We start from the raw sequence: 19,037 nt of genomic DNA on the forward strand, positions 1-19,037 counted from the left end.
AGGCGTCCCCCTCAGACCATGACGATGCCGTCGCCTTCGACCCTCAGCGCGAACTCGGCCAGGGGCGCCTCGGCCGGGCCCTTGAGGCACTTTCCCGAGGCGGCGTCGAACTCGCTGCCGTGGCAGGGGCAGCGGATGACGCCCTCGGCGGGACGGCTGACCGCGCACCCCCGGTGCGGGCAGCTCGCGCTGAACGCCTTGAACACCCCTGCGACCGGCTGGGCGATCACGATCTTCCACTTGGTGAGGACCATGCCGCCGCCCACCGGGACGTCGGCGGTCTTCGCGACGACCTGGCCCTTGACGCCCGGCGGCACCACGGCCGGGCCGGGCGGTCCGGCGGCGCAACCGGCCAGCGCCGCGCCGCACGCCACCGCTCCCGCGGCGCCGATCACGTGCCTGCGCGTGGGCATGGCGGAACCATCACTGCTGCTCATTGCGGCCCTTCTCGCACCGTCCCCCGTCACAACCGGGCTCCGCCTCAAGGGTATTGAGGCCGGAGCCCGGTCCGGAATCCGGGTTTGCGGTACCCGGGACGGGGGAAGCAGGACCGCGCCCCGTGGACACCGGTCCCGGCGGTCCCGGCGGTCCGCAGGCGCCCTCAGCCGCCGAGGATCTTGCGCAGGAATCGGCCGGTGTGGCTGGCCTCGACCAGAGCGACGTCCTCCGGCGTCCCGGTGGCGACCACGGTCCCGCCCCGGGAACCGCCCTCGGGACCCATGTCGATGATCCAGTCGGCGGTCTTGATCACGTCCAGGTTGTGCTCGATGACGATGACCGTGTTCCCGCCGTCCACCAGCTTGCCGAGCACGCCGAGCAGCCGCCGGATGTCCTCGAAGTGCAGGCCGGTGGTGGGCTCGTCCAGCACGTAGATCGTCCGGCCGGTGGAGCGGCGCTGCAGTTCCGCGGCGAGCTTGACGCGCTGCGCCTCGCCGCCGGACAGGGTGGTGGCGGGCTGGCCGAGCCGGACGTAGCCGAGGCCGACGTCGTTGAGCGTCTGCAGGTAGCGCCGGATCGACGGGATCGCGTCGAAGAAGCCGAGCGCCTCCTCGATCGGCATGTCGAGCACCTCGGAGATCGTCTTGCCCTTGTAGTGGACCTCCAGGGTCTCCCGGTTGTAGCGCGCCCCGTGGCAGACCTCGCACGGGACGTACACGTCCGGCAGGAAGTTCATCTCGATCTTGATCGTGCCGTCGCCCGAGCAGGCCTCGCAGCGGCCGCCCTTGACGTTGAAGCTGAACCGGCCCTTGGCGTAGCCGCGGACCTTGGCCTCGGTGGTCTGGGCGAACAGGTCGCGCACCTTGTCGAAGACGCCGGTGTAGGTCGCCGGGTTCGAGCGCGGGGTGCGGCCGATCGGCGACTGGTCGACGTGCACGACCTTGTCGACCTGGTCCATGCCGTTGATCCGCGCGTGCCGGCCGGGGACCGTGCGCGCGCCGTTCAGCTCCTTGGCCAGGGCGCTGTAGAGGATGTCGTTGACCAGCGTGGACTTGCCGGACCCGGAGACCCCGGTGACCGCGGTGAACACGCCGAGCGGGAACTCCACGTCCACGCCCTGGAGGTTGTGCTCCCGGGCGCCCTTGACGGTGATCTGCCGCTTGCGGTCGCGCTTGCGGCGCGCGGGCGGGATCGCGATGCTCCTGCGCCCCGACAGGTAGGCGCCGGTCAGCGACTCCTCGCAGGCCAGCAGGTCGGAGACCGTTCCGGAGACGACGACCTGGCCGCCGTGCTCGCCCGCGCCGGGGCCGATGTCCACCACCCAGTCGGCGGCGGCGATGGTGTCCTCGTCGTGCTCGACCACGATCAGCGTGTTGCCCATGTCGCGCAGCCGGATCAGCGTCTCCAGCAGCCGCTGGTTGTCCCGCTGGTGCAGGCCGATGGAGGGCTCGTCGAGCACGTAGAGCACGCCGACCAGCCCGGAGCCGATCTGGGTGGCCAGCCGGATGCGCTGGGCCTCGCCGCCGGCGAGAGTGCCGGCCGCGCGGTCCATGGTCAGGTAGTCGAGGCCGACGTCGAGCAGGAAGCCCATCCGGGCGTTGATCTCCTTGACCACCCGTTCGGCGATCTGCATGTCCCGGTCGGAGAGCTTCAGCCCGGCCAGGAACTCCGCGCAGTCGGCGATCGACAGGGAGGACACGTCGGCGATGGAGCGGTCGTCGACCGTGACCGCCAGGGAGACCGGCTTGAGCCTGGCGCCGTTGCAGGCGGGGCACGGGATCTCCCGCATGTAGCCCTCGTACTTCTCCCGCATGCCGTCGCTCTCGGACTCGGCGTGGCGGCGCTGCACCCAGGGGATGACCCCCTCGAAGGCGGTGTAGTACGAGCGCTCGCGGCCGTAGCGGTTGCTGTAGCGGACGTGCACCTGCTCGTCGTGGCCGTGCAGCAGCGCCTTCTGCGCCTTCTTCGGCAGGCGCTCCCAGGGGGTGTCGAGGGTGAACCCCGTCGCCTTGCCGAGCGCCTCGACCAGCCGGTCGAAGTAGTCGCTGGTGTGGCCGCCCGCCCAGGGGGCCAGCGCGCCCTCGCCCAGGGTCTTCTCCGGGTCGGGCACGACCAGGTCGGGGTCGACCTCCATCCGGACGCCCAGGCCGGTGCAGTCCGGGCAGGCGCCGAACGGCGAGTTGAAGGAGAACGAGCGCGGCTCCATCTCCTCGAACGACAGGTCGTCGTAGGGGCAGTAGAGGTGCTCGGAGTAGAAGCGCTCGCGGTTCGGGTCGTCCTCGGGCAGGTCGACGAACTCCAGCGTGATGGTGCCGCCCGACAGCTGCAGGGCGGTCTCCACCGAGCCGGTGAGGCGGCTGCGCGAGCCCTCCTTCACCGAGAGCCGGTCGACGATGACCTCGATGTCGTGCTTCTCGTACTTCTTCAGCTTCGGCGGCTCGTCGAGCCTGATCACCGCGCCGTCGACCCGGGCCCGGGCGTAGCCCTTGGCCTGGAGCTGGCCGAACAGCTCGGTGTACTCCCCCTTGCGTCCGCGGATCACCGGGGCGAGCACCTGGAAGCGGGTGCCCTCCGCCAGCTCCATCACCCGGTCGACGATCTGCTCGGGGCTCTGCCGGGCGATCGCCCGGCCGCACTTCGGGCAGTGCGGCTTGCCGATCCGCGCCCACAGCAGCCGCAGGTAGTCGTAGACCTCGGTGATCGTGCCGACGGTCGAGCGCGGGTTGCGGCTCGTCGACTTCTGGTCGATCGACACCGCGGGCGAGAGGCCCTCGATGAAGTCGACGTCGGGCTTGTCCATCTGCCCGAGGAACTGGCGGGCGTAGGCCGAGAGCGACTCGACGTAGCGCCGCTGGCCTTCGGCGAAGATGGTGTCGAAGGCCAGGCTGGACTTGCCCGAGCCGGAGAGCCCGGTGAAGACGATCAGCGAGTCCCGCGGCAGCTCCAGCGAGACGTCCTTGAGGTTGTGTTCACGTGCGCCACGCACGATGAGGCGGTCAGCCACAGCAGTCCCGACATCGGTGTAGAGGGTTGAGAAGCGGTCGCGGGAAGACTAGCGACGGGGTCCGACAGTTTTTTCGCCGGCGATCTCGCCCGGCGGTCTCCCCGGTGCGGACGCCCGGGAACCGGGGCTCCCCGCCCGCCCCAGAGTACGGCCTCCGCCCGCGCCCCGACGGGCCGCTTCCCGTTTCAACCGCGTGAACCGGTGCTTTTATGCCCGGGCACGGCGCCGCGGGGGTGCTGGCACGGCCGCCGCCGCGATGATGGAGTAGGGGAATGGATCTGCTAGAGAAACTTCAGGCCGAGCTCTCGGCCTCGACGGAGCGCCTCCTGGGCACCGCGGCCTCCTTCTCCGACGCCGACGTCCCCGAGCCCTCCCGCCTGCCCGGCTGGACCCGGGGCCACCTGCTCACCCACCTGGCCCGCAACGCCGACAGCCTGGTGAACCTGACCGAGTGGGCCCGGACGGGCGTCGAGACCCCGCAGTACCCCGACCCGCGGAGCCGGGACGCCGAGATCGAGGCGGGCGCCGCCCGCCCCGCCAAGGAGCAGCTGGCCGACCTGGAGGAGAGCTCGGCCAGGCTCGCCGCCGCCTTCCGGGACCTGCCCGCACCGGCGTGGTCCGCCGCGGTGCGCGGGCTCCGGCCGCCCGAGCACCCCGCCTGGTACCTCCTGGTCCGCCGCCTGCGCGAGACGGAGTTCCACCACGTGGACCTCGGCGCGGGCTACGCCCCCGCCGACTGGCCGGAGGCGTTCGTCCGCAGGGAGCTGCACGACGCGCTGGTGTGCTGGCCGAAGGAGCAGAGCCCGGTCAGCGAGATCGTGGTGGAGGAGACGATAGACGACTACCTGCACCACCAGGTCTGGCGCGACCTGGGCTCGGGTCCGGTGGTCCAGGGCGACCCGTGGGCGCTGCTGTGCTGGGTCACCGGCCGCACCCAGGGGGGCGGGCTTAGGGTGATGCCGGAGGGGAGCACGGGCAACCAGCCCTCGGCCGGGCCGGTGCCCGCACCGCCGCCGTGGATGGTCCTGCCCGCCCCTCCCGGCCTTTCCCCGACGCCTCCCGAGGAGTACCCGTGACCTACACCGGCGACGTGCGCGTGGGCGGTCCCCCCGACGTGCGGGAGCTGCCCGCCCTGACGATCTCGAAGCTCGCCGTGGGCCCCTTCGACAACAACGCCTACCTGGTGCGCTGCAACGACACCGGCGACGGCCTGCTGATCGACGCGGCCGCCGAGGCCGACCGGCTGCTGGAGCTCATCGGCGGCATGCCGATCAGCAAGATCGTCACCACCCACCGGCACGGCGACCACTGGCAGGCCCTGGAGGAGGTCGCCGCGGCCACGGGCGCCATGGTGATCGCCCATCCGCTGGACGCCCCGGCGCTGCCGGTCCCGGCGACCCTGACGGTCGAGCACGGCGACGGGGTCACCGTCGGCGTGGTCAGCCTGGAGGTCGTCCACCTGCGGGGCCACACGCCCGGCTCGATCGCCCTGCACCACGACGGGCATCTGTTCACCGGCGACTCGCTCTTCCCCGGCGGGGTCGGCAACACCGACAAGGATCCGGAGCGCTTCGAGCAGCTCTTCACGGACGTGTCGGAGCGGATCTTCGACCGTTTCCCCGACGAGACCTGGGTCTACCCCGGCCATGGCAGGGACACCACGCTCGGCGCCGAGCGCCCCTCCCTGCCGGAGTGGCGCGAACGCGGCTGGTAGGGCACCCGTACCGCTCCGGTGGACAAGACCGGCCGGGCGGCGGGCCACCGGTCCGGTGCCCCGGAGTGCGCTCCGGGGCACCGCCGGGCGCGTCAGCCGACGCGCTCGGACTCCTTGCGCTCCCTGCGCTGCTCCCGCTTGAACATCAGGATGCGCAGCGGGATCGCCGCCACGATCGTGATCTGCATGACGGCGCCGACCTTGATGAGGGTGTCGCCCCCCGCCAGCCCCGCGGCCCAGATGGTCAGACAGGCGACGTTGATCATCATCCAGGCGAGCACCACGGCCGCCACGTTCCCCTTGGGCTTGGGGTACTCGATCCGGCTCACCATGAGGTAGGCGATACCGAAGATCGGCAGCACGGCCCCGACCGACGGCTCGAAGAGGAGCACGATCGCGATCACCGTCATGGCGCCCATCGGGATGGGCAGGCCCATGAAGTCGCCGCTCTTGGTCTTCACGCAGGCGAAGCGCGCGAGCCGGATGACCCCGGCCAGCAGCACCGACGCCGCGGCGGCCATCACCATCAGGAACGGCACCCGCGGGTTGAACCCGGCCCAGATGACCACCATGAACGCTGGGGCGAAGCCGAAGCTGATCACATCCGCGAGGTTGTCGAGTTCGGCGCCCATCGCCGAGGCGCGGAAGCGCCGGGCCACCAGGCCGTCGAACAGGTCGCAGGTGGCGCCGAGCAGCAGCAGCACCACCGCGGTGCCGAAGAACTGCGGGTTGGCCTCGAACTTGCTGGTCTGCTGCAGCGAGGTGATCGCCGACCAGGCGAGCACGCAGACGGCGAGGAAGCCGCAGAGCGCGTTGCCCAGCGAGAGCGAGTCCGCCGCCGAGAGCCGGAACGCCTTGCCGACGGGCCCCTGGGGCTCGTCGTCCGCCCCGCCCATCGACCAGCCCGCGTCAGCCGCGGTCAAGGCCGGTCACCCCTGCGACGGTCTTCTGCCCGACGGAGACCGCCGGAGCGATCCCCTCGGGGAGGTAGACGTCCACTCGCGAACCGAACCGGATCAGCCCGATGCGCTCGGCCCTGGCCACCTCGGCTCCCGCCTCCAGGTAGGGCACGATACGGCGCGCGACCGCACCGGCGATCTGGACGAGCTCCAGGTCGCCGAGCGCGGTGTCCAGGTGCCACACGACCCGCTCGTTCTTGTCGCTGTCCTTGTCGAAGGCGGGCAGGAACCCGCCGGACACGTGCTTCACCGAGGTGACGGTTCCGGCCAGCGGCGCGCGGTTGACGTGCACGTTGAGCGGGCTCATGAAGATGGCCACCCGGGTGCGGCCGTCCGGCCACGGGTCGATGCTCTGCACCACGCCGTCCGCGGGCGACAGGATGCGTCCGGGCCCGGGTGTGCGCTCCGGGTCGCGGAAGAACCAGAGCATGCCGCCGGTGAGCGCGGTCAGCGGGACCGCCGCCAGCGCCCAGCGCCTGTCACGGCGGCTGAGCAGCGCGGTCACGGCAGAGGCCGCCACCGTCGGGAGCAGCCACGGAGAGACGCCGCGCGCCAGCCGTATGCGGCCTGACGGTTGGCTTGCTGAATCGTGGGACACAGGGAACCTTTTGTGATGTCTTGCGGCGTTAGACCGGTATGTCTACCCGCCCTGGGGGAGGATGCTACCGATCTCTCAGCCCTTTTACGGCGCAATGAGACAAGCAAAGCGCCTTCCACGACAATCCGCTAGACCTGCTTGCTCTCCACAGGGGTGGCGATGTGGTCGGCCTTGCGCATGTCCCGTCGCGACTTCGTCAGGCTGACCACGGTGGTGATCACCATGGTGACGCCGATGACCGACAGCGACAGCCAGATCGGCACCTCGGGTGCCCATGAGACGCCGCTGGAGTGCAGCGCCTCGAGAATCAGCTTAACCCCGATGAACCCGAGGATGAACGCCAGCCCGTAGCTGAGGTAGATCAGCCGCTGCAGCAGGCCGCCCAGCAGGAAGTAGAGCTGGCGCAGGCCCATCAGCGCGAACGCGTTGGCGGTGAAGACGATGAAGGCGTCGGTGGTGAGACCGAAGATCGCCGGAATCGAGTCGAGCGCGAACAGCAGGTCGGTGGTGCCGATGGCGACCATGACGATCAGCATCGGGGTGACCAGGCGCCTGCCGTGGATCTTGACGAAGACCTTGGAGCCCACGTAGTCGTCGGTGTGCGGCAACGCCCGGCGGGCCCAGCGCAGGACCGCGTTCTCGGTGAACTCCTCGTCGTCGTGGCCGTGCTGGCGGACCAGCTGGACCGCGGTGTAGATCAGGAAGAGGCCGAAGATGTAGAACAGCCAGCCGAAGCTCTGCAGGGCGGCGGCGCCGACCGCGATGAAGATGCCGCGCATGACCAGCGCCATCAGGATGCCGACCAGCAGCACCTTGTGCTGGTAGATCTTGGGCACCGCGAAGCGGGTCATGATGATGTAGAACACGAACAGGTTGTCGACGCTCAGGCTGTACTCGGTGAGGTAGCCGGCGAAGAACTGCCCCGCGGGCGTGGGCCCCGCGAAGATCCACAGGATGACGCCGAAGACGACGGCCAGCGTGACGTAGAAGCCGACCCAGAAAGTGGCCTGCCGCATGGAGAACTCCCGGGGCTCACCCCGGTCGACGATCCACAGGTCGAAGGCGAGGACCAGGAGGAGACCGCCGATCACGGCGATCCAGGCCCACGTGGGTACAGTCATGTTCTCGTCAACCCTCCGGCGCGCATGGCGGAATGCCGGAGGTCTCTCCCGCCCAGCACGGATCGCGTCTGCGGATCACGCGTGGACCGACAGCCCCGGGGGCCTCGTGGATCGAGGCGGCACCGTGATGACGAGACTGTCACGAAGGGATACTCCCCCCCTAACCAAGCCAGTATAGGGAACCGGCCGGGTGGCATCTCATCCAACTTACAGGCAGCGGAATATGTTCCCGGTCGCGTCGCATCGGCCCGCTTCGCGCCCATCGCCGGAGGACCACCCGCGCTCCGCCCGGGTCCTGACGATCAGTGCCACGGCCCGCGGTAGACCGCCAGCACGGCGTCCAGCGCCTCCTGCTCCCCCGGCAGCTCCCGGCCCCGCCGGGCGGCCTCCCCGGCCAGCCTCCGGACGAGTCCGTCGTCGTCGAGCAGGCGGGCGACCGCTCCGGCGAGCGCGGCGGCGTCGCCGTACGGCACCAGCAGTCCGCCCTCCCCGACCATCTCGGGAAGCCCTCCGACGGCGGTGGCGACCACCGGCGTGCCCGCCCGCAGCGCCTCCTGCACGCTGAGCGGCTGCCCCTCCCACCTGCTGGGCACGACCAGCGCCCGCGCCACCCCGAGCAGGTCGCCCACGTCGGCCCGGTCGCCGAGCAGCCGCACCGGCAGCCCCTGCCGGTCGATCCGCCGCCGCAGCTCCTCCCGGAGCGGCCCGTCGCCCGCGACGAGGAACAGCGCCCGCGGCGACGGGCCGGCGGCGAGACGGGCCACCGCGTCCAGGAGCGTCTCCAGCCCCTTCTGCTGGGCGAGCCTGGCGACGGTCAGGAGGACCGGCAGCCCTCCCGCGCCGAACTCCGCGCGGATCTCCTCCGCTGAACGCCCCGAGGCGGCCAGCGGCGGCGCGGGGACGACGGCCGCCGTGACGCGCCGGGCCCCCAGCGCGGTCATCCGCTCCCCCAGGTCGGGCGAGACCACCAGGACCCGGTCGGCACGGCGGGCGACGATCCGCTCCAGCACCCGGTAGACGGCCCCGACGGCGCCTCCGGCCGTGGCGGCGTTGTGCAGGGTCACCACCAGGGGCGTGCCGGTCCCGCTCAGGGCCAGCGCCGCCAGCGCCCCCGCCCGCAGCCCGTGCGCGTGTACGACGTCGGCCCCGCGCAGCCCCCGCAGTGTCCGTACGGCCCGCAGGTCCCCGCCCGGACGCGGCCGGTCGGAGATCGGCACCGGCACGAACCCCGCACCGCGCCGCGCGAACCCGAAGGCCGCGTCCGTGTCGGCCGGTCCGGCGACCACCACCCGGCAGCCCCGGCCGAGCAGCCCGCCGGCCAGCATCGCCACGTGCCGTCCGACCCCGCCCGCGCTGGTCCCCAGCACGAGCGCCACCCGCGTCCCCGCCTCAGCCATCGGCCCGCTCCCTTCCGCCTCCGGACGGTTCCGCCCCGACCGGCCCCTCGTGCCCGGGTGGCCCTCCGTCCCCCGGCGGTTCCTCCGCCCCGACCGGTTCCTCCCGGCTCCGCCTTCCGCCTCCGGACGGCTCCGCCCCGACCGGTTCTCCGTCCCGGCTCGGTCCGCCCCGCCCGCGCGGCCTGCCGACTCCGGGCAGCCGCGCGAGCAGCGCCCTGGCGTCCGGCCCGTCGACCGCCGCGGCCACGGCGGCGAACACCGCCGCGGCGGCCAGCGCGGCCCCGGTCCCGGTCACCGCGCACATCCACTTCGGCACGTCACCGAAGGCCGTCACCACGGCCAGCCCGGCGCCGTACCCCGCGCCCCCGCCCGCCAGCGCGGCGAGCAGCGCCCGCCCCGTCCCGGCGAGCGCCGCGGCGCCCCGGGCCCGCAGCACCGCACCGGCCAGCAGCAGGCCGCCCGCGGTCATCCCGACCGTGCTGCCCAGCGCCAGCCGTCCCACCACGTCGGCCGGGTCTTCGGCCGCGTTCGCCAGCACGATCTGCGCGGCCAGCGCCACGGCCCACCCCGCCACCGAGGCCAGGGCCGCCGAACGGCCCCGGCCGCACGCGTACAGCACCCGGGCCAGGTGGAACACCAGCGCGTAGCCGATCAGCCCCGGCGCGAACAGCGCGACGGCCTCCGCCATCTCCCCCGGCCTGCCGCCCTGGCCGCCCGCGGTGCCCTCCAGGAAGAGCCGCGAGACGGGCAGGGCGACCGCGGCCATCACCCCCGCCGACAGCCCCATCGCCAGCACGATGATCCGCGTGGTGGACGCGGCCAGGTCGTCGAAGCCCGCGCGGTCCCCGTCGGCCGCGCGGACCGACAGCACCGGGAAGGAACTGGTCGCGACCGGTACGGCGAGCACCGCGAGCGGCAGTTGGTACAGCGCCCAGGCGTAGGTGTAGAAGGTGATCCTGCCCCCTCCGCCGAGCTCGTTGGTGAGCATGACCACCGCGGTCAGCGCGACCTGCTGGGCGACGAGCACCGCCAGACCGGCCGTGGCCAGCCGCCTGGCCCGGGCGGCCACGCCCGGCGGGAAGGAGAGCGACGGGCGCAGCCGGAGCCGGAGCCGGGCCACCGGACCGATCACGGTCAGCACCATCACGGCGGCCGCCGCCGTCGCCCCCAGCGAGAGGGTCAGCTCCCCGGCCGGGTCCAGCGCACCCAGACTCCCGGCCGCGTCCTCGTCGATCCGGACGAACAGCAGGTGCGAGACGACGATGACCAGGCTGGAGACCAGCGGCGCGAGGGCCGGCCCCATGAAGCGCCGGTGCGCCTGGAGCACGCCGTACAGGACGACGGCGAGCCCGAAGAAGACCACCCGGGGGGCGAAGACGACCAGCATGCGGGTGCCGACCTCGACGACCTGCGCGGCGTCGCAGTCCTCGGGCAGCCGGACGAGCAGTGCGACGACCGGTCCGGCGAACACCGCGACCAGCAGGGTCAGCGGCACCAGGGCCAGCATCGTCCAGGTGAGCAGCGCCGAGGTGATCCGCCCGGCTTCCGCCCTGGCCTGCGGGTCCTCACCGGCCCGGGAGGCCGCCGAGGCCAGCACCGGCACCACCATCCCGGCCAGCGCTCCTCCGGCGACCAGCTCGAAGACGATGTTCGGCACGTAGTTCGCGGTGGTGTAGGCGGTGCCCAGGCACGCGTTGCCGACGGTGTGCGACTGGACGTAGTACCTGCCGAAGCCGACGATCCGGGCCGCGACGGTCACCGCTCCGATGAGGAGCGCCGCTCCCGCGACCCCCCGGCCGATCCTCGTGGTCATCGGTGACCGGGCGCCTGCTCCACGGGGCGGCGGCCGAGCATGTCGATCCTGTGAAGCACGGGGTCGCCCGCGATCACCTTGGTGAAGCTGATCTTCTCCGAGGCGGCGGTCAGCGCCACGACCGTGCCGAGCGCGGCCAGGCGGCCCGGGCGGCCGAGGGTGACGGAGGCGGTCAGGCCGAGCAGCGCGCCCAGCGCGTTGGCCCCGGCGTCGCCCAGCATCGCCCGCTCGCCCAGGTCCTCGGGCAGCAGCACGGCCGCCGCGCCGAGCGAGAGCCCGGCCAGTCCCGCCCGGACCGGGTCGTCGCGCAGGAGCGCGGCGGCGAGCAGCGGCGCGCCGCAGAGCAGCCCGACCTTGATCGCCCGGCCGGGGCGCAGATCGAAGAGGTTGGCCAGGTTCGCGCTCCCGGCGATCAGCGCGCCGTTGACCGCGGTGTCGGCGACGCCCCGGGAGGTCAGCGCGGCGGCGGCCAGCCCGGTCGCGCCGATACCGGCGATCTTCACCGCGCCGCTGGTCACCTCGCCCTTGGACAGGGCGCTCAGGTGCCCCGTGAAGCCCTTGGAGGACGTCACCCCGTACAGGTCGTCGTAGCCGCCGAACCCGCCGCCGCCCGCGACGGCCAGCAGCACGGCCGCGCGCAGCCGTACCGGGAGCCCCGGGAGCACCGCCGCCGCCGCACCCGCGCCCGCGGCGAACGCGGGCCCTTCGAGCAGGGTGACCGGCTCGCCCCGGTGGTTGGTCCGGTTCCAGGTCTCCGCGTCGCCGACCGGCGGCCTGCGGGTGAACGCGGCGTAGGCGGCCCGGGCCGCCGCGGCGCCGAGCACGGCGCCGGCGAGGGCTCCGAGAAGAGCACGACGAGCCATCGGATCATCCTCCGGAATCGGCGGTGGGGGGCGGGGAGGCCGACGGCGCCGGCGTCGACGCGACGGGCTCGAAGGCCACGGCGCCGGTGCCGACGCCGTACTGGCCGACGCCGCCGGCCAGTTGCTCCCGCAGAGCGTAGACCACCACGGCCCGGCCCGCGGGCATATCGGCGGTGTCCACGCTGGAGACCTTCTCCGCGGCCACGGCGTTCTCGCGCAGCGCGGCGAGGGCGCCGCCGACCGCGGTGGCGGCCTCGGTGCCGGTCAGCACGCTCCCCCGGGAACCCTCGTCCAGGCCGAGCGCCGTCGCCGCGATCGCATCGGCCTGCGCGGTCGCGCTCTCCCCGGCGTACGGCTCCGCGGGCGCGATCAGCACCGCCGCTCCCGCCAGGAAGAGCCGCCCCTCCGGCGCCGCGGAGGCCTCCGGGCCGCCGGCGGTGGGCGTGGCGGCCGCCGCGGCGACGCTGAGCAGCCCGGCGCGCTCGAAGGCGTCGAGGATCGCCCCCGCCTCCGGGTTCTCCTTCCCCGTCCGGGTGGGATCGGAGGTCACGATCGCGCTGGCCAGCACCGCCGCGGCCTTGTCGTACGGCGTGTCCTCGGCGGGGAAGACCACGCTCGCGGGCTTGACCGCCAGGGCGAGCCGGTCGACGAAGCCCGACTGCCCGGCGTCGACGTACTTCTCGGTGAGGGTGACCCGGCCGGTCACCGTCGCCCCGGCCTCGGAGATCGTCTGCTGCACCGCGTCGCGGACGGCCGCGGTGGCGCCGGGGGCCTCGACGATCACCACGCTCTGCCCGGCCAGTCCGCCCCGAACGAGCTCGGGGGTGTGCGCGGCGGCGAAGGCGTCGTTGCCGGCCTCGCGCTTACGCAGGACGTCCAGCTGGTCGCGGAGTTCGGTGTTGCCCTTGCTGAGCTGGTCGGCGAGGGTCTCGGCCGTCTTGATGGCCGGTTCCTCCAGCAGGGTCGTGCCCAGCACGATGCCGACCGAGAGCGCGAGGAAGATCGCGACGATGGAGACGAGGTGATAGCGGAAATCGATCACGAGAAGAGTCCGACCAGCCAGAAGGTGAAGCTGCTCCAGACGTCGCGGAGACTGTCGATCCAGATCTTGCCCACCGGGGACACGAAGATCGCGACCCCCATGGTGATCAGTGTGGTGGCGACGAGCAGGAGCAGGGACGGAGTGGAGATCCGGCTGCGGTAGAGCCGGCTGACGCCCTTCGCGTCGATGAGCTTGCTGCCCACCCGCAGGCGGGTGAGGAAGGTGCTGGCCATGCCGGACCGTCCCTTGTCCAGGAACTCCTCCAGCGTCCAGTGCGTGCCGACGGCGACGAGCAGCTCGGCGCCCTTGTCGTCGGCGATCAGCATCGCGATGTCCTCGCTGGTGCCGATCGCCGGGAAGACCACGGCCTCGCGTCCGAGCTGCTCGACCCGCTCAAGGCCCGGCGCCCGGCCGTCCCGGTAGGCGTGCACGACCAGCTCCGCGCCGCACGACAGCGCCTTGGCGGAGACCGAGTCGAAGTCGCCGACGATGACGTCGGGCACGTAACCGGCCTCCAGCAGCGCGTCGGCGCCGCCGTCGACGCCGATCATCACGGGGCGGTACTCCCGGATGTAGGGGCGCAGCGCCGCGATGTCCTCCTTGTAGTGGTAACCGCGGACCACGATGAGGACGTGCCGCCCCTCCATGTCGGTCCGCAGGTCGGGCACGCCGACCCCGTCGATGAGCAGGTCCCGCTCACGGCGGACGTACTCCATGGTGTTCACGGCGAACGCCTCGATCTGGACGGTCAGACCGGCCCGCGCCTCGGCCATCGCGGCCTCGACGGACGCGGCCGTCTGCGGCTCCCCCTTGCCCGCGATCTCGTCGTCGAGGTAGACCGCGCCCTCGTGCAGGCGGACCAGGTCGCCGTCCTTGATCCGCTCGAACAGCTCCGGAGTGGCGTTGTCGACGAACGGCACGCCGGCCTCGATGATGATCTGCGGACCCATGTTGGGGTAGCGGCCGCTGATGCCCGCGGCGACGTTGACCACGCCCGCCGCGCCGCACGCGACAAGCGCCTCCGCGCTCACCCGGTCGACGTCCACGTGATCGATGATTGCGATCTCTCCGGCTTGGAGGCGTTTTGTCAGCCTCTTGGTCCGCCGGTCGATCCTCGCCACTGCCGTCACCCCGGGAAGGTCCGTGACCTTCCTGCGGCGGAGGTATCCGTTGAGCCTGTGGTGCAGCCCGTCAGTCGGAACCTTCATCGTGTCCATCCTGCCAGAGGGAAAGAGCAAGAGAGCCCCGTACCGGGTCGCGTGTCAACCCCGGCGCCGCACGTCACCGTCCGTGCGCACCCGGCCGGACGTGCGGACGGGCCGCTCACCCCTTGGCCGCCGCGGCCGCCGCCAGCAGCTCCTCGGCGTGCGCCCGGCCGAGCTCGGAGTCCTCCAGGCCCGCCAGCATGCGGGAGAGCTCCCGGATCCGGCCGTCCCGATCCAGCGCCACCACGCCGCTGCGCACCACGCTGCCGTCGTCGGCCTTCTCCACGACCAGGTGCTGGTCGGCGAAGGCCGCGACCTGCGGCAGATGTGTGACCACTATCACCTGCGCGGTGCGGGCGAGGTGGGCCAGCCGCCGCCCGATCTCGACCGCGGCCTTGCCGCCGACACCCGCGTCGACCTCGTCGAACACGAACGTCGGCACCGGGTCGGCGCCGGCGAACACCACCTCGATGGCCAGCATGACGCGGCTCAGCTCGCCTCCCGAGGCCCCCTTGTTGAGCGGCAGCGGCGGCGACGCCGGGTGCGGGGACATGCGCAGCTCGACCTCGTCCACGCCCTGCGGGCCGAAGTCGGCCGCCCGACCGATCTCGACCACGACGCGCGCGTGCGGCATGGCCAGGGCGGTGAGCTCCTCGGTGACGGCCCGGCCGAACCGCTCGGCGGCGGCCCGGCGGATCCGGGTCAGCTCGGCGGCCAGTTCCGCCAGGCGGCCGGTGAGCTCCTCCTGCTCGCGGGTGAGGTCGCCGATCCGGTCGTCGTCGCCCTCCAGCTCGGCCAGGCGGCGCGCGGCCCGCCCCGCCCAGTCGAGCACCGCCCCGGTGTCCTCGCCGTACTTGCGCACCAGGTGGGTGAGGACGGCCCGGCGCTCCTGGACGGCCGCCAGCCGCGCCGGATCGGCCTCGATCGCCTCGGCGTAGCCGGCCAGCTCCGTGGCGACGTCGGAGATGAGGTAGCCGGCCTCGGCGAGCCGGTCGGCGAGTCCGGCCAGCACCGGGTCGAAGTCCCGGACCGCGTCGACCGCGGCACGTGCCTGCCCGACCAGCGAGACGGCGTCCTGCACGGCCTGCTCGGTGGACATGGGGTCGCCGAGCAGCGCGGTGTGCGCCGTCTCCGCGGCGGTCCTGAGCGCGTCGGCGTGGGAGAGCCGCTCCTCCTCCTCCAGGAGGCCGACGTCCTCCCCCGGCTTGGGATCGGCCTTCTCGACCTCCTCCAGCCCGAACCTGAGCAGGTCGGCCTCCTGGCTGCGCTCCCTGGCCCTGGTGGTGAGCTCGGCCAGCTGCTCGGCGACCTCCCGGTGCCGCTTGTAGGCCTGCTCGTAGGCGCGCAGCGGCTTGACCAGCTCATCGCCGGCGTAGCGGTCGAGCGCGGCGCGCTGACGGCCCGGCTGGAGCAGCCGCTGCTGGTCCATCTGGCCGTGCACGGCCACCAGGTCGTCGGCCAGGTAGGTGAGCGTGCCCACCGGGACGCCGCGCCCGCCCAGCCAGGCCCGGCTGCGGCCCTCGGCGGAGACCGTGCGCGAGACGATCAGCTCGCCCTCCTCGACCACCCCGCCGAGATCCTCGACCTGCTGGGCGACCCGGCCCCGCGGGTCGACCACGAGGGTGCCCTCGACGGTGGCCTTGTCGGACCCGGGACGGACGCGGGCGGGGTCGGCCCGGCCGCCGAACAGCAGCCCGAGGCCGGTCACCACCATGGTCTTGCCCGCACCGGTCTCACCGGTGACCACGGTGAACCCCGGCGACAACGCCAGGACGGCCTCGTCGATCACGCCGAGCCCCTGGATGCGGACCTCCTCGACCCTGGGTCGCACTGGTCCCTCCCGTCACATCGAATCGACCGAACATCAGTGCGGTGCGCGGGCACGATCCTACGCGTTCGCACCCGCCACCGCCGGGCCGCGCGCCCTCGGGGCCGCGCGGCCGAACACGGGGCCGCGGACGGACTCTAGGGCCTCGCCCGGCCGCGCCACCCCTGGACGGGGAGGTCGAACTTGGCCACCAGCCGGTCGGTGAACGGCGCCCCGGTGTCCTCCACGCCGTGCAGCCGGGCGAGCCGTACCGGCACCTCCCCCCGGCGGACCTCGACCCGGGCCCCTGCGGGCAGGTCGAACCGCCGGCGGCCGTCGCACCACAGCACCGCGCCCGCGGTCTGCGGCTGGATCTCCAGCGCCAGGGCGGACCGCGGCGAGACCACCAGCGGCCGGGCGAACAGCGCGTGGGCGCTGATCGGCACCAGCAGCAGCGCCTCCACCTCGGGCCAGACGACCGGCCCTCCGGCGGAGAACGCGTACGCGGTCGAACCGGTCGGCGTGGCGCAGATGACCCCGTCGCAGCCCCACCGCGACAGCGGCCGCCCGTCGATCTCGGCGACCACCTCGAGCATGCGCTCGCGCTTCTCCACGGTGGCCTCGTTGAGCGCCCACGTGTCGGCCAGCACCTGCCCGTTGAGGCGGGCGGTGACCTCGATGGTCATCCGCTCCTCGACGTCGTAGCGGCCCTGCACGACGCAGTCCACCGCGGCCGCCAGGTCCTCCACCTCGGCCTCGGCGAGGAAGCCCACGTGCCCGAGGTTGACCCCGAGCAGCGGGACCCCGGCCGGGCGGGCCAGCTCGGCGGCCCGCAGGAGGCTGCCGTCGCCGCCGAGCACGATCATCATCTCGACGTCCTGGATCGCCGACAGGCCGGTGGGCACCACGTCGACGCCCGGGCAGCCGACGGCCTCCGCCTCGGCGCCGAGCACGCGGACGGTCAGGTCCTCCTCCACCAGGCGGCCGATCACCATCCGGGCGCTGTCGACGGCGGCCTCCCGGCCCGTGTGGGCGGTGACGAGCACGGTGCGCTTCGCGGCCGGGGCCCCTCCTCCGGACGGCGCCGCCGCGAGCGCGGCCGAGGGCCCCGTCCCGGGCTCCACCGGAGGCCCGCCGGAGGGTCGCGCGGTCACCGCGGGCCTTCCGCCACCGCGCGCGCGATCTCCGCGTCGATGTCCCCGACCGGCGGAGCGCCCTCCCCCTTGCCCAGCCAGATCACGTACTCGACGTTGCCCGACGGGCCGGGCAGGGGGCTGGCGGTGACGCCCCGCACGGCCAGGCCGAGCGCCCGCGCGGCCTCTGCGACGTCCCGTACGGCCTGCGCGCGCAGGGCCGGGTCACGGACGACGCCGCCCGCGCCGACCCGCTCCCTGCCCACCTCGAACTGCGGCTTGACCAGCATCGCGAAGTCCGCCTCCGGGGCGGCGCAGGCGGTCAGGGCGGGCAGCACCAGCCGCAGGGAGATGAACGACAGGTCCCCGACGACCAGGGTGGGGGCCTCGCCGACCATCTCGGGCGTCAGGTCCCTGACGTTGACCCGCTCCATGACCGTGACCCGCTCGTCGGTCCTGAGCGACCAGGCGAGCTGGCCGTACCCGACGTCGACGGCGAGCACGTGCGCCGCGCCCTCGCGCAGCAGCACGTCGGTGAACCCGCCGGTGGACGCGCCGGCGTCCAGGCAGCGCCGCCCCCGGACGGCCAGCCCCTTCGGACCGAACGCCGCCAGCGCCCCGACGAGCTTGTGCGCGCCCCGCGAGACGTAGTCGGGCCCCTCCTCCGCCGCGGTGACCACGATCGCCGAGGCGGTGTCGACCTGCGTGGCGGGCTTGGCCGCGGTCCGGCCTCCGACGGTGACCCGGCCCGCCTCGATGAGCTGGGCCGCCTGCTCACGGGACCGGGCCAGCTTCCGCCGGACGAGCTCGCTGTCCAGACGCGCCCGCCGGCTCATCGGGGGCCGCCTTGAGCCTCGTCCGCTCCGGCGAGCGCCTGCTCCAGCCCGGCGAGGACCTCCTCGAACACGCCCACGTGCGCCGGCACCGGCAGGTCGCCGAGCACGGCGAGGCCGCCCAGGGCGGCGTCCACCCGTCCGTCCCCGGTCTTCTCCGCGGGATCCCGCAGGTCCGTCATGCGCCCCCTCCGGAGGTGCTCTTCGCCGCCGCGGCTCCCCGCCGGGCGCACCGGCGCGGGGGGATCCGGCCGGCACGCCGGAAATCGATTACATGTTCGATCGACACAACCATACCTCCTCGATCACCGCGCCGCGGGACGTCCTCGGTGCGGCGGGATCCCGCCGCCGGGCCCCGTCCGGAACCCGTCCGTCCGCGCTCCGCCCCACGGGCGGGGCGGAGCGGTCCTCCCCGAATCGAGCCGCCCGCGAACTATCGCGCATGCCCCGCTCGTTGTCATCCCGGCGGGGCCGTCGGCCGCTCCCGCGCCCCGGGACCTCCCGGGGCGCGGACGAGCCGGTCTCCGGCGCGTCCGCCGCACCGGATCGCGCACCGCGTCCATGTGGAACGCTACCGTCCATAGGGAATGGGATCCGGGCCGGTCCTCAAGGAGAAAGGAGCGCCACTCGATGGCGACCATCGACGAGTGCCGGGCGGCACTTCGGAAGCTCGGCGAGCAGTTCGACGAGATCGCCCCGGAGGACCGCGCGAAGCATGTGGTCGAGCGCACCATCAGCTGCCGCATCAGCGACCTGGACGTCACCTTCCACGGCCGCATCCACCACGGCGGCCTCGGCCCCTTCGACGACGCCCCTCCGGCCGACGGCGCCTCCCCCGCGGTGAAGCTGACCATCGGCAGCGACGACCTGGTCGCGCTCGTCAACGGCGAACTCGACATGGGACGCGCCGTCTTCGGCGGCCGGGTCAAGATCGACGCCAGCTTCGGCGACCTCATGCGCCTCCGCAAGCTCCTCTGAGCGCCCGTCCGGCACCGTCCGGCGCCCGGCGGGCGAGGGGTGTCCGGGCTCCCCGGGCCGCGGGGCACGCCGGGCCGCGGGGCACGCCGAGTCGGCGGGCCCCGTGGGAACGATCTCCAAAGGTTCCGGATC

17 protein-coding genes are annotated in these 19,037 nt (G+C 73.3%); 3 read left to right on the forward strand and 14 right to left on the reverse strand.

All coding sequences use genetic code 11. The features are described from left to right. Positions 1-11 precede the first annotated feature (11 nt). Both HS045_RS22790 and uvrA read right to left on the reverse strand, forming a co-directional pair. Positions 12-437, reverse strand: coding sequence for a Rieske (2Fe-2S) protein (locus HS045_RS22790; RefSeq protein WP_196453449.1), 426 nt, complete (start codon positions 435-437; stop codon positions 12-14). Between the two features lie 164 nt (positions 438-601). Further along, the gene (gene uvrA / locus HS045_RS22795) at positions 602-3,442 is read right to left on the reverse strand and encodes an excinuclease ABC subunit UvrA (RefSeq protein WP_196453450.1); all 2,841 of its coding nucleotides are present in this window, start codon (positions 3,440-3,442) and stop codon (positions 602-604) included. Positions 3,443-3,714: 272 nt separating this feature from the next. Between uvrA and HS045_RS22800 the strand changes: the two genes are divergently transcribed. Together HS045_RS22800 and HS045_RS22805 are read left to right on the forward strand one after the other, a co-directional pair. Continuing rightward, a complete protein-coding gene (locus HS045_RS22800) occupies positions 3,715-4,518 on the forward strand; it encodes a maleylpyruvate isomerase family mycothiol-dependent enzyme (protein ID WP_196453451.1) in 804 nt (267 codons plus the stop codon). Beyond that, the gene (locus HS045_RS22805) at positions 4,515-5,156 is read left to right on the forward strand and encodes an MBL fold metallo-hydrolase (protein WP_196453452.1); all 642 of its coding nucleotides are present in this window, start codon (positions 4,515-4,517) and stop codon (positions 5,154-5,156) included. Before HS045_RS22800 ends, HS045_RS22805 begins: the two co-directional genes overlap by 4 nt. A gap of 92 nt (positions 5,157-5,248) precedes the next feature. Here HS045_RS22805 and pssA read toward each other — a convergent pair whose 3' ends face one another. The 12 genes from pssA to HS045_RS22865 form a co-directional block, all read right to left on the reverse strand. Continuing rightward, complete coding sequence (gene pssA, locus HS045_RS22810) at positions 5,249-6,079, reverse strand: CDP-diacylglycerol--serine O-phosphatidyltransferase (protein ID WP_196453453.1); 831 nt, start codon at positions 6,077-6,079, stop codon at positions 5,249-5,251. Continuing rightward, entirely contained in the window at positions 6,066-6,713 is a 648-nt protein-coding gene (locus HS045_RS22815; RefSeq protein WP_196453454.1) for a phosphatidylserine decarboxylase, read from the reverse strand. The genes pssA and HS045_RS22815 overlap by 14 nt, the downstream gene beginning before the upstream one ends. A 128-nt stretch (positions 6,714-6,841) precedes the next feature. After that, positions 6,842-7,834 carry a TerC family protein gene (locus HS045_RS22820; protein ID WP_196453455.1) on the reverse strand — a complete coding sequence of 331 codons (993 nt, stop codon included), beginning with the start codon at positions 7,832-7,834 and terminating at the stop codon, positions 6,842-6,844. Between the two features lie 302 nt (positions 7,835-8,136). Beyond that, the gene (locus HS045_RS22825; RefSeq protein ID WP_196453456.1) at positions 8,137-9,231 is read right to left on the reverse strand and encodes a glycosyltransferase family 4 protein; all 1,095 of its coding nucleotides are present in this window, start codon (positions 9,229-9,231) and stop codon (positions 8,137-8,139) included. After that, positions 9,224-11,044 (reverse strand): murein biosynthesis integral membrane protein MurJ, encoded by a 1,821-nt coding sequence (gene murJ / locus HS045_RS22830; protein WP_196453457.1) that lies wholly within the window; start codon positions 11,042-11,044, stop codon positions 9,224-9,226. The genes HS045_RS22825 and murJ overlap by 8 nt, the downstream gene beginning before the upstream one ends. Beyond that, positions 11,041-11,907, reverse strand: coding sequence for a hypothetical protein (locus HS045_RS22835; RefSeq protein ID WP_196453458.1), 867 nt, complete (start codon positions 11,905-11,907; stop codon positions 11,041-11,043). Before HS045_RS22835 ends, murJ begins: the two co-directional genes overlap by 4 nt. 4 nt (positions 11,908-11,911) lie before the next feature. Then, on the reverse strand, positions 11,912-12,949 hold the full coding sequence (locus tag HS045_RS22840; protein ID WP_196453459.1) for a copper transporter: 1,038 nt from the start codon (positions 12,947-12,949) through the stop codon (positions 11,912-11,914). Next, positions 12,946-14,157 carry a putative cytokinetic ring protein SteA gene (gene steA, locus HS045_RS22845; RefSeq protein WP_196453460.1) on the reverse strand — a complete coding sequence of 404 codons (1,212 nt, stop codon included), beginning with the start codon at positions 14,155-14,157 and terminating at the stop codon, positions 12,946-12,948. Before steA ends, HS045_RS22840 begins: the two co-directional genes overlap by 4 nt. Positions 14,158-14,272: 115 nt before the next feature. Beyond that, positions 14,273-15,985, reverse strand: a complete 1,713-nt coding sequence (recN, locus tag HS045_RS22850) for a DNA repair protein RecN (protein WP_196453461.1) — start codon at positions 15,983-15,985, stop codon at positions 14,273-14,275. Between the two features lie 134 nt (positions 15,986-16,119). After that, positions 16,120-17,007 (reverse strand): NAD kinase, encoded by an 888-nt coding sequence (locus tag HS045_RS22855; protein WP_196453800.1) that lies wholly within the window; start codon positions 17,005-17,007, stop codon positions 16,120-16,122. A 104-nt stretch (positions 17,008-17,111) separates the two neighbouring features. Beyond that, a complete protein-coding gene (locus HS045_RS22860; RefSeq protein WP_196453462.1) occupies positions 17,112-17,930 on the reverse strand; it encodes a TlyA family RNA methyltransferase in 819 nt (272 codons plus the stop codon). Then, on the reverse strand, positions 17,927-18,109 hold the full coding sequence (locus tag HS045_RS22865; RefSeq protein WP_196453463.1) for a hypothetical protein: 183 nt from the start codon (positions 18,107-18,109) through the stop codon (positions 17,927-17,929). The genes HS045_RS22860 and HS045_RS22865 overlap by 4 nt, the downstream gene beginning before the upstream one ends. Before the next feature lie 448 nt (positions 18,110-18,557). On the opposite strand from HS045_RS22865, the gene HS045_RS22870 reads away from it, so the two are divergent. Next, positions 18,558-18,905, forward strand: a complete 348-nt coding sequence (locus HS045_RS22870; protein ID WP_196453464.1) for an SCP2 sterol-binding domain-containing protein — start codon at positions 18,558-18,560, stop codon at positions 18,903-18,905. The last annotated feature ends 132 nt before the right edge of the window (positions 18,906-19,037 follow it).

It is taken from the genome of Planomonospora sp. ID82291, assembly GCF_015711645.1.
Classification (GTDB): Bacteria; Actinomycetota; Actinomycetes; order Streptosporangiales; family Streptosporangiaceae; genus Planomonospora.

Coding starts and splice junctions, on each gene's coding strand:
- HS045_RS22790 (WP_196453449.1), bottom strand. CDS start 437: ATGAGCAGCAGTGATGGTTCCGCCATGCCCACGCGCAGGCACGTGATC.
- HS045_RS22800 (WP_196453451.1), top strand. CDS start 3,715: ATGGATCTGCTAGAGAAACTTCAGGCCGAGCTCTCGGCCTCGACGGAG.
- HS045_RS22820 (WP_196453455.1), bottom strand. CDS start 7,834: ATGACTGTACCCACGTGGGCCTGGATCGCCGTGATCGGCGGTCTCCTC.
- HS045_RS22825 (WP_196453456.1), bottom strand. CDS start 9,231: ATGGCTGAGGCGGGGACGCGGGTGGCGCTCGTGCTGGGGACCAGCGCG.
- murJ (WP_196453457.1), bottom strand. CDS start 11,044: ATGACCACGAGGATCGGCCGGGGGGTCGCGGGAGCGGCGCTCCTCATC.
- HS045_RS22835 (WP_196453458.1), bottom strand. CDS start 11,907: ATGGCTCGTCGTGCTCTTCTCGGAGCCCTCGCCGGCGCCGTGCTCGGC.
- steA (WP_196453460.1), bottom strand. CDS start 14,157: ATGAAGGTTCCGACTGACGGGCTGCACCACAGGCTCAACGGATACCTC.
- HS045_RS22860 (WP_196453462.1), bottom strand. CDS start 17,930: ATGAGCCGGCGGGCGCGTCTGGACAGCGAGCTCGTCCGGCGGAAGCTG.
- HS045_RS22865 (WP_196453463.1), bottom strand. CDS start 18,109: ATGACGGACCTGCGGGATCCCGCGGAGAAGACCGGGGACGGACGGGTG.
- HS045_RS22870 (WP_196453464.1), top strand. CDS start 18,558: ATGGCGACCATCGACGAGTGCCGGGCGGCACTTCGGAAGCTCGGCGAG.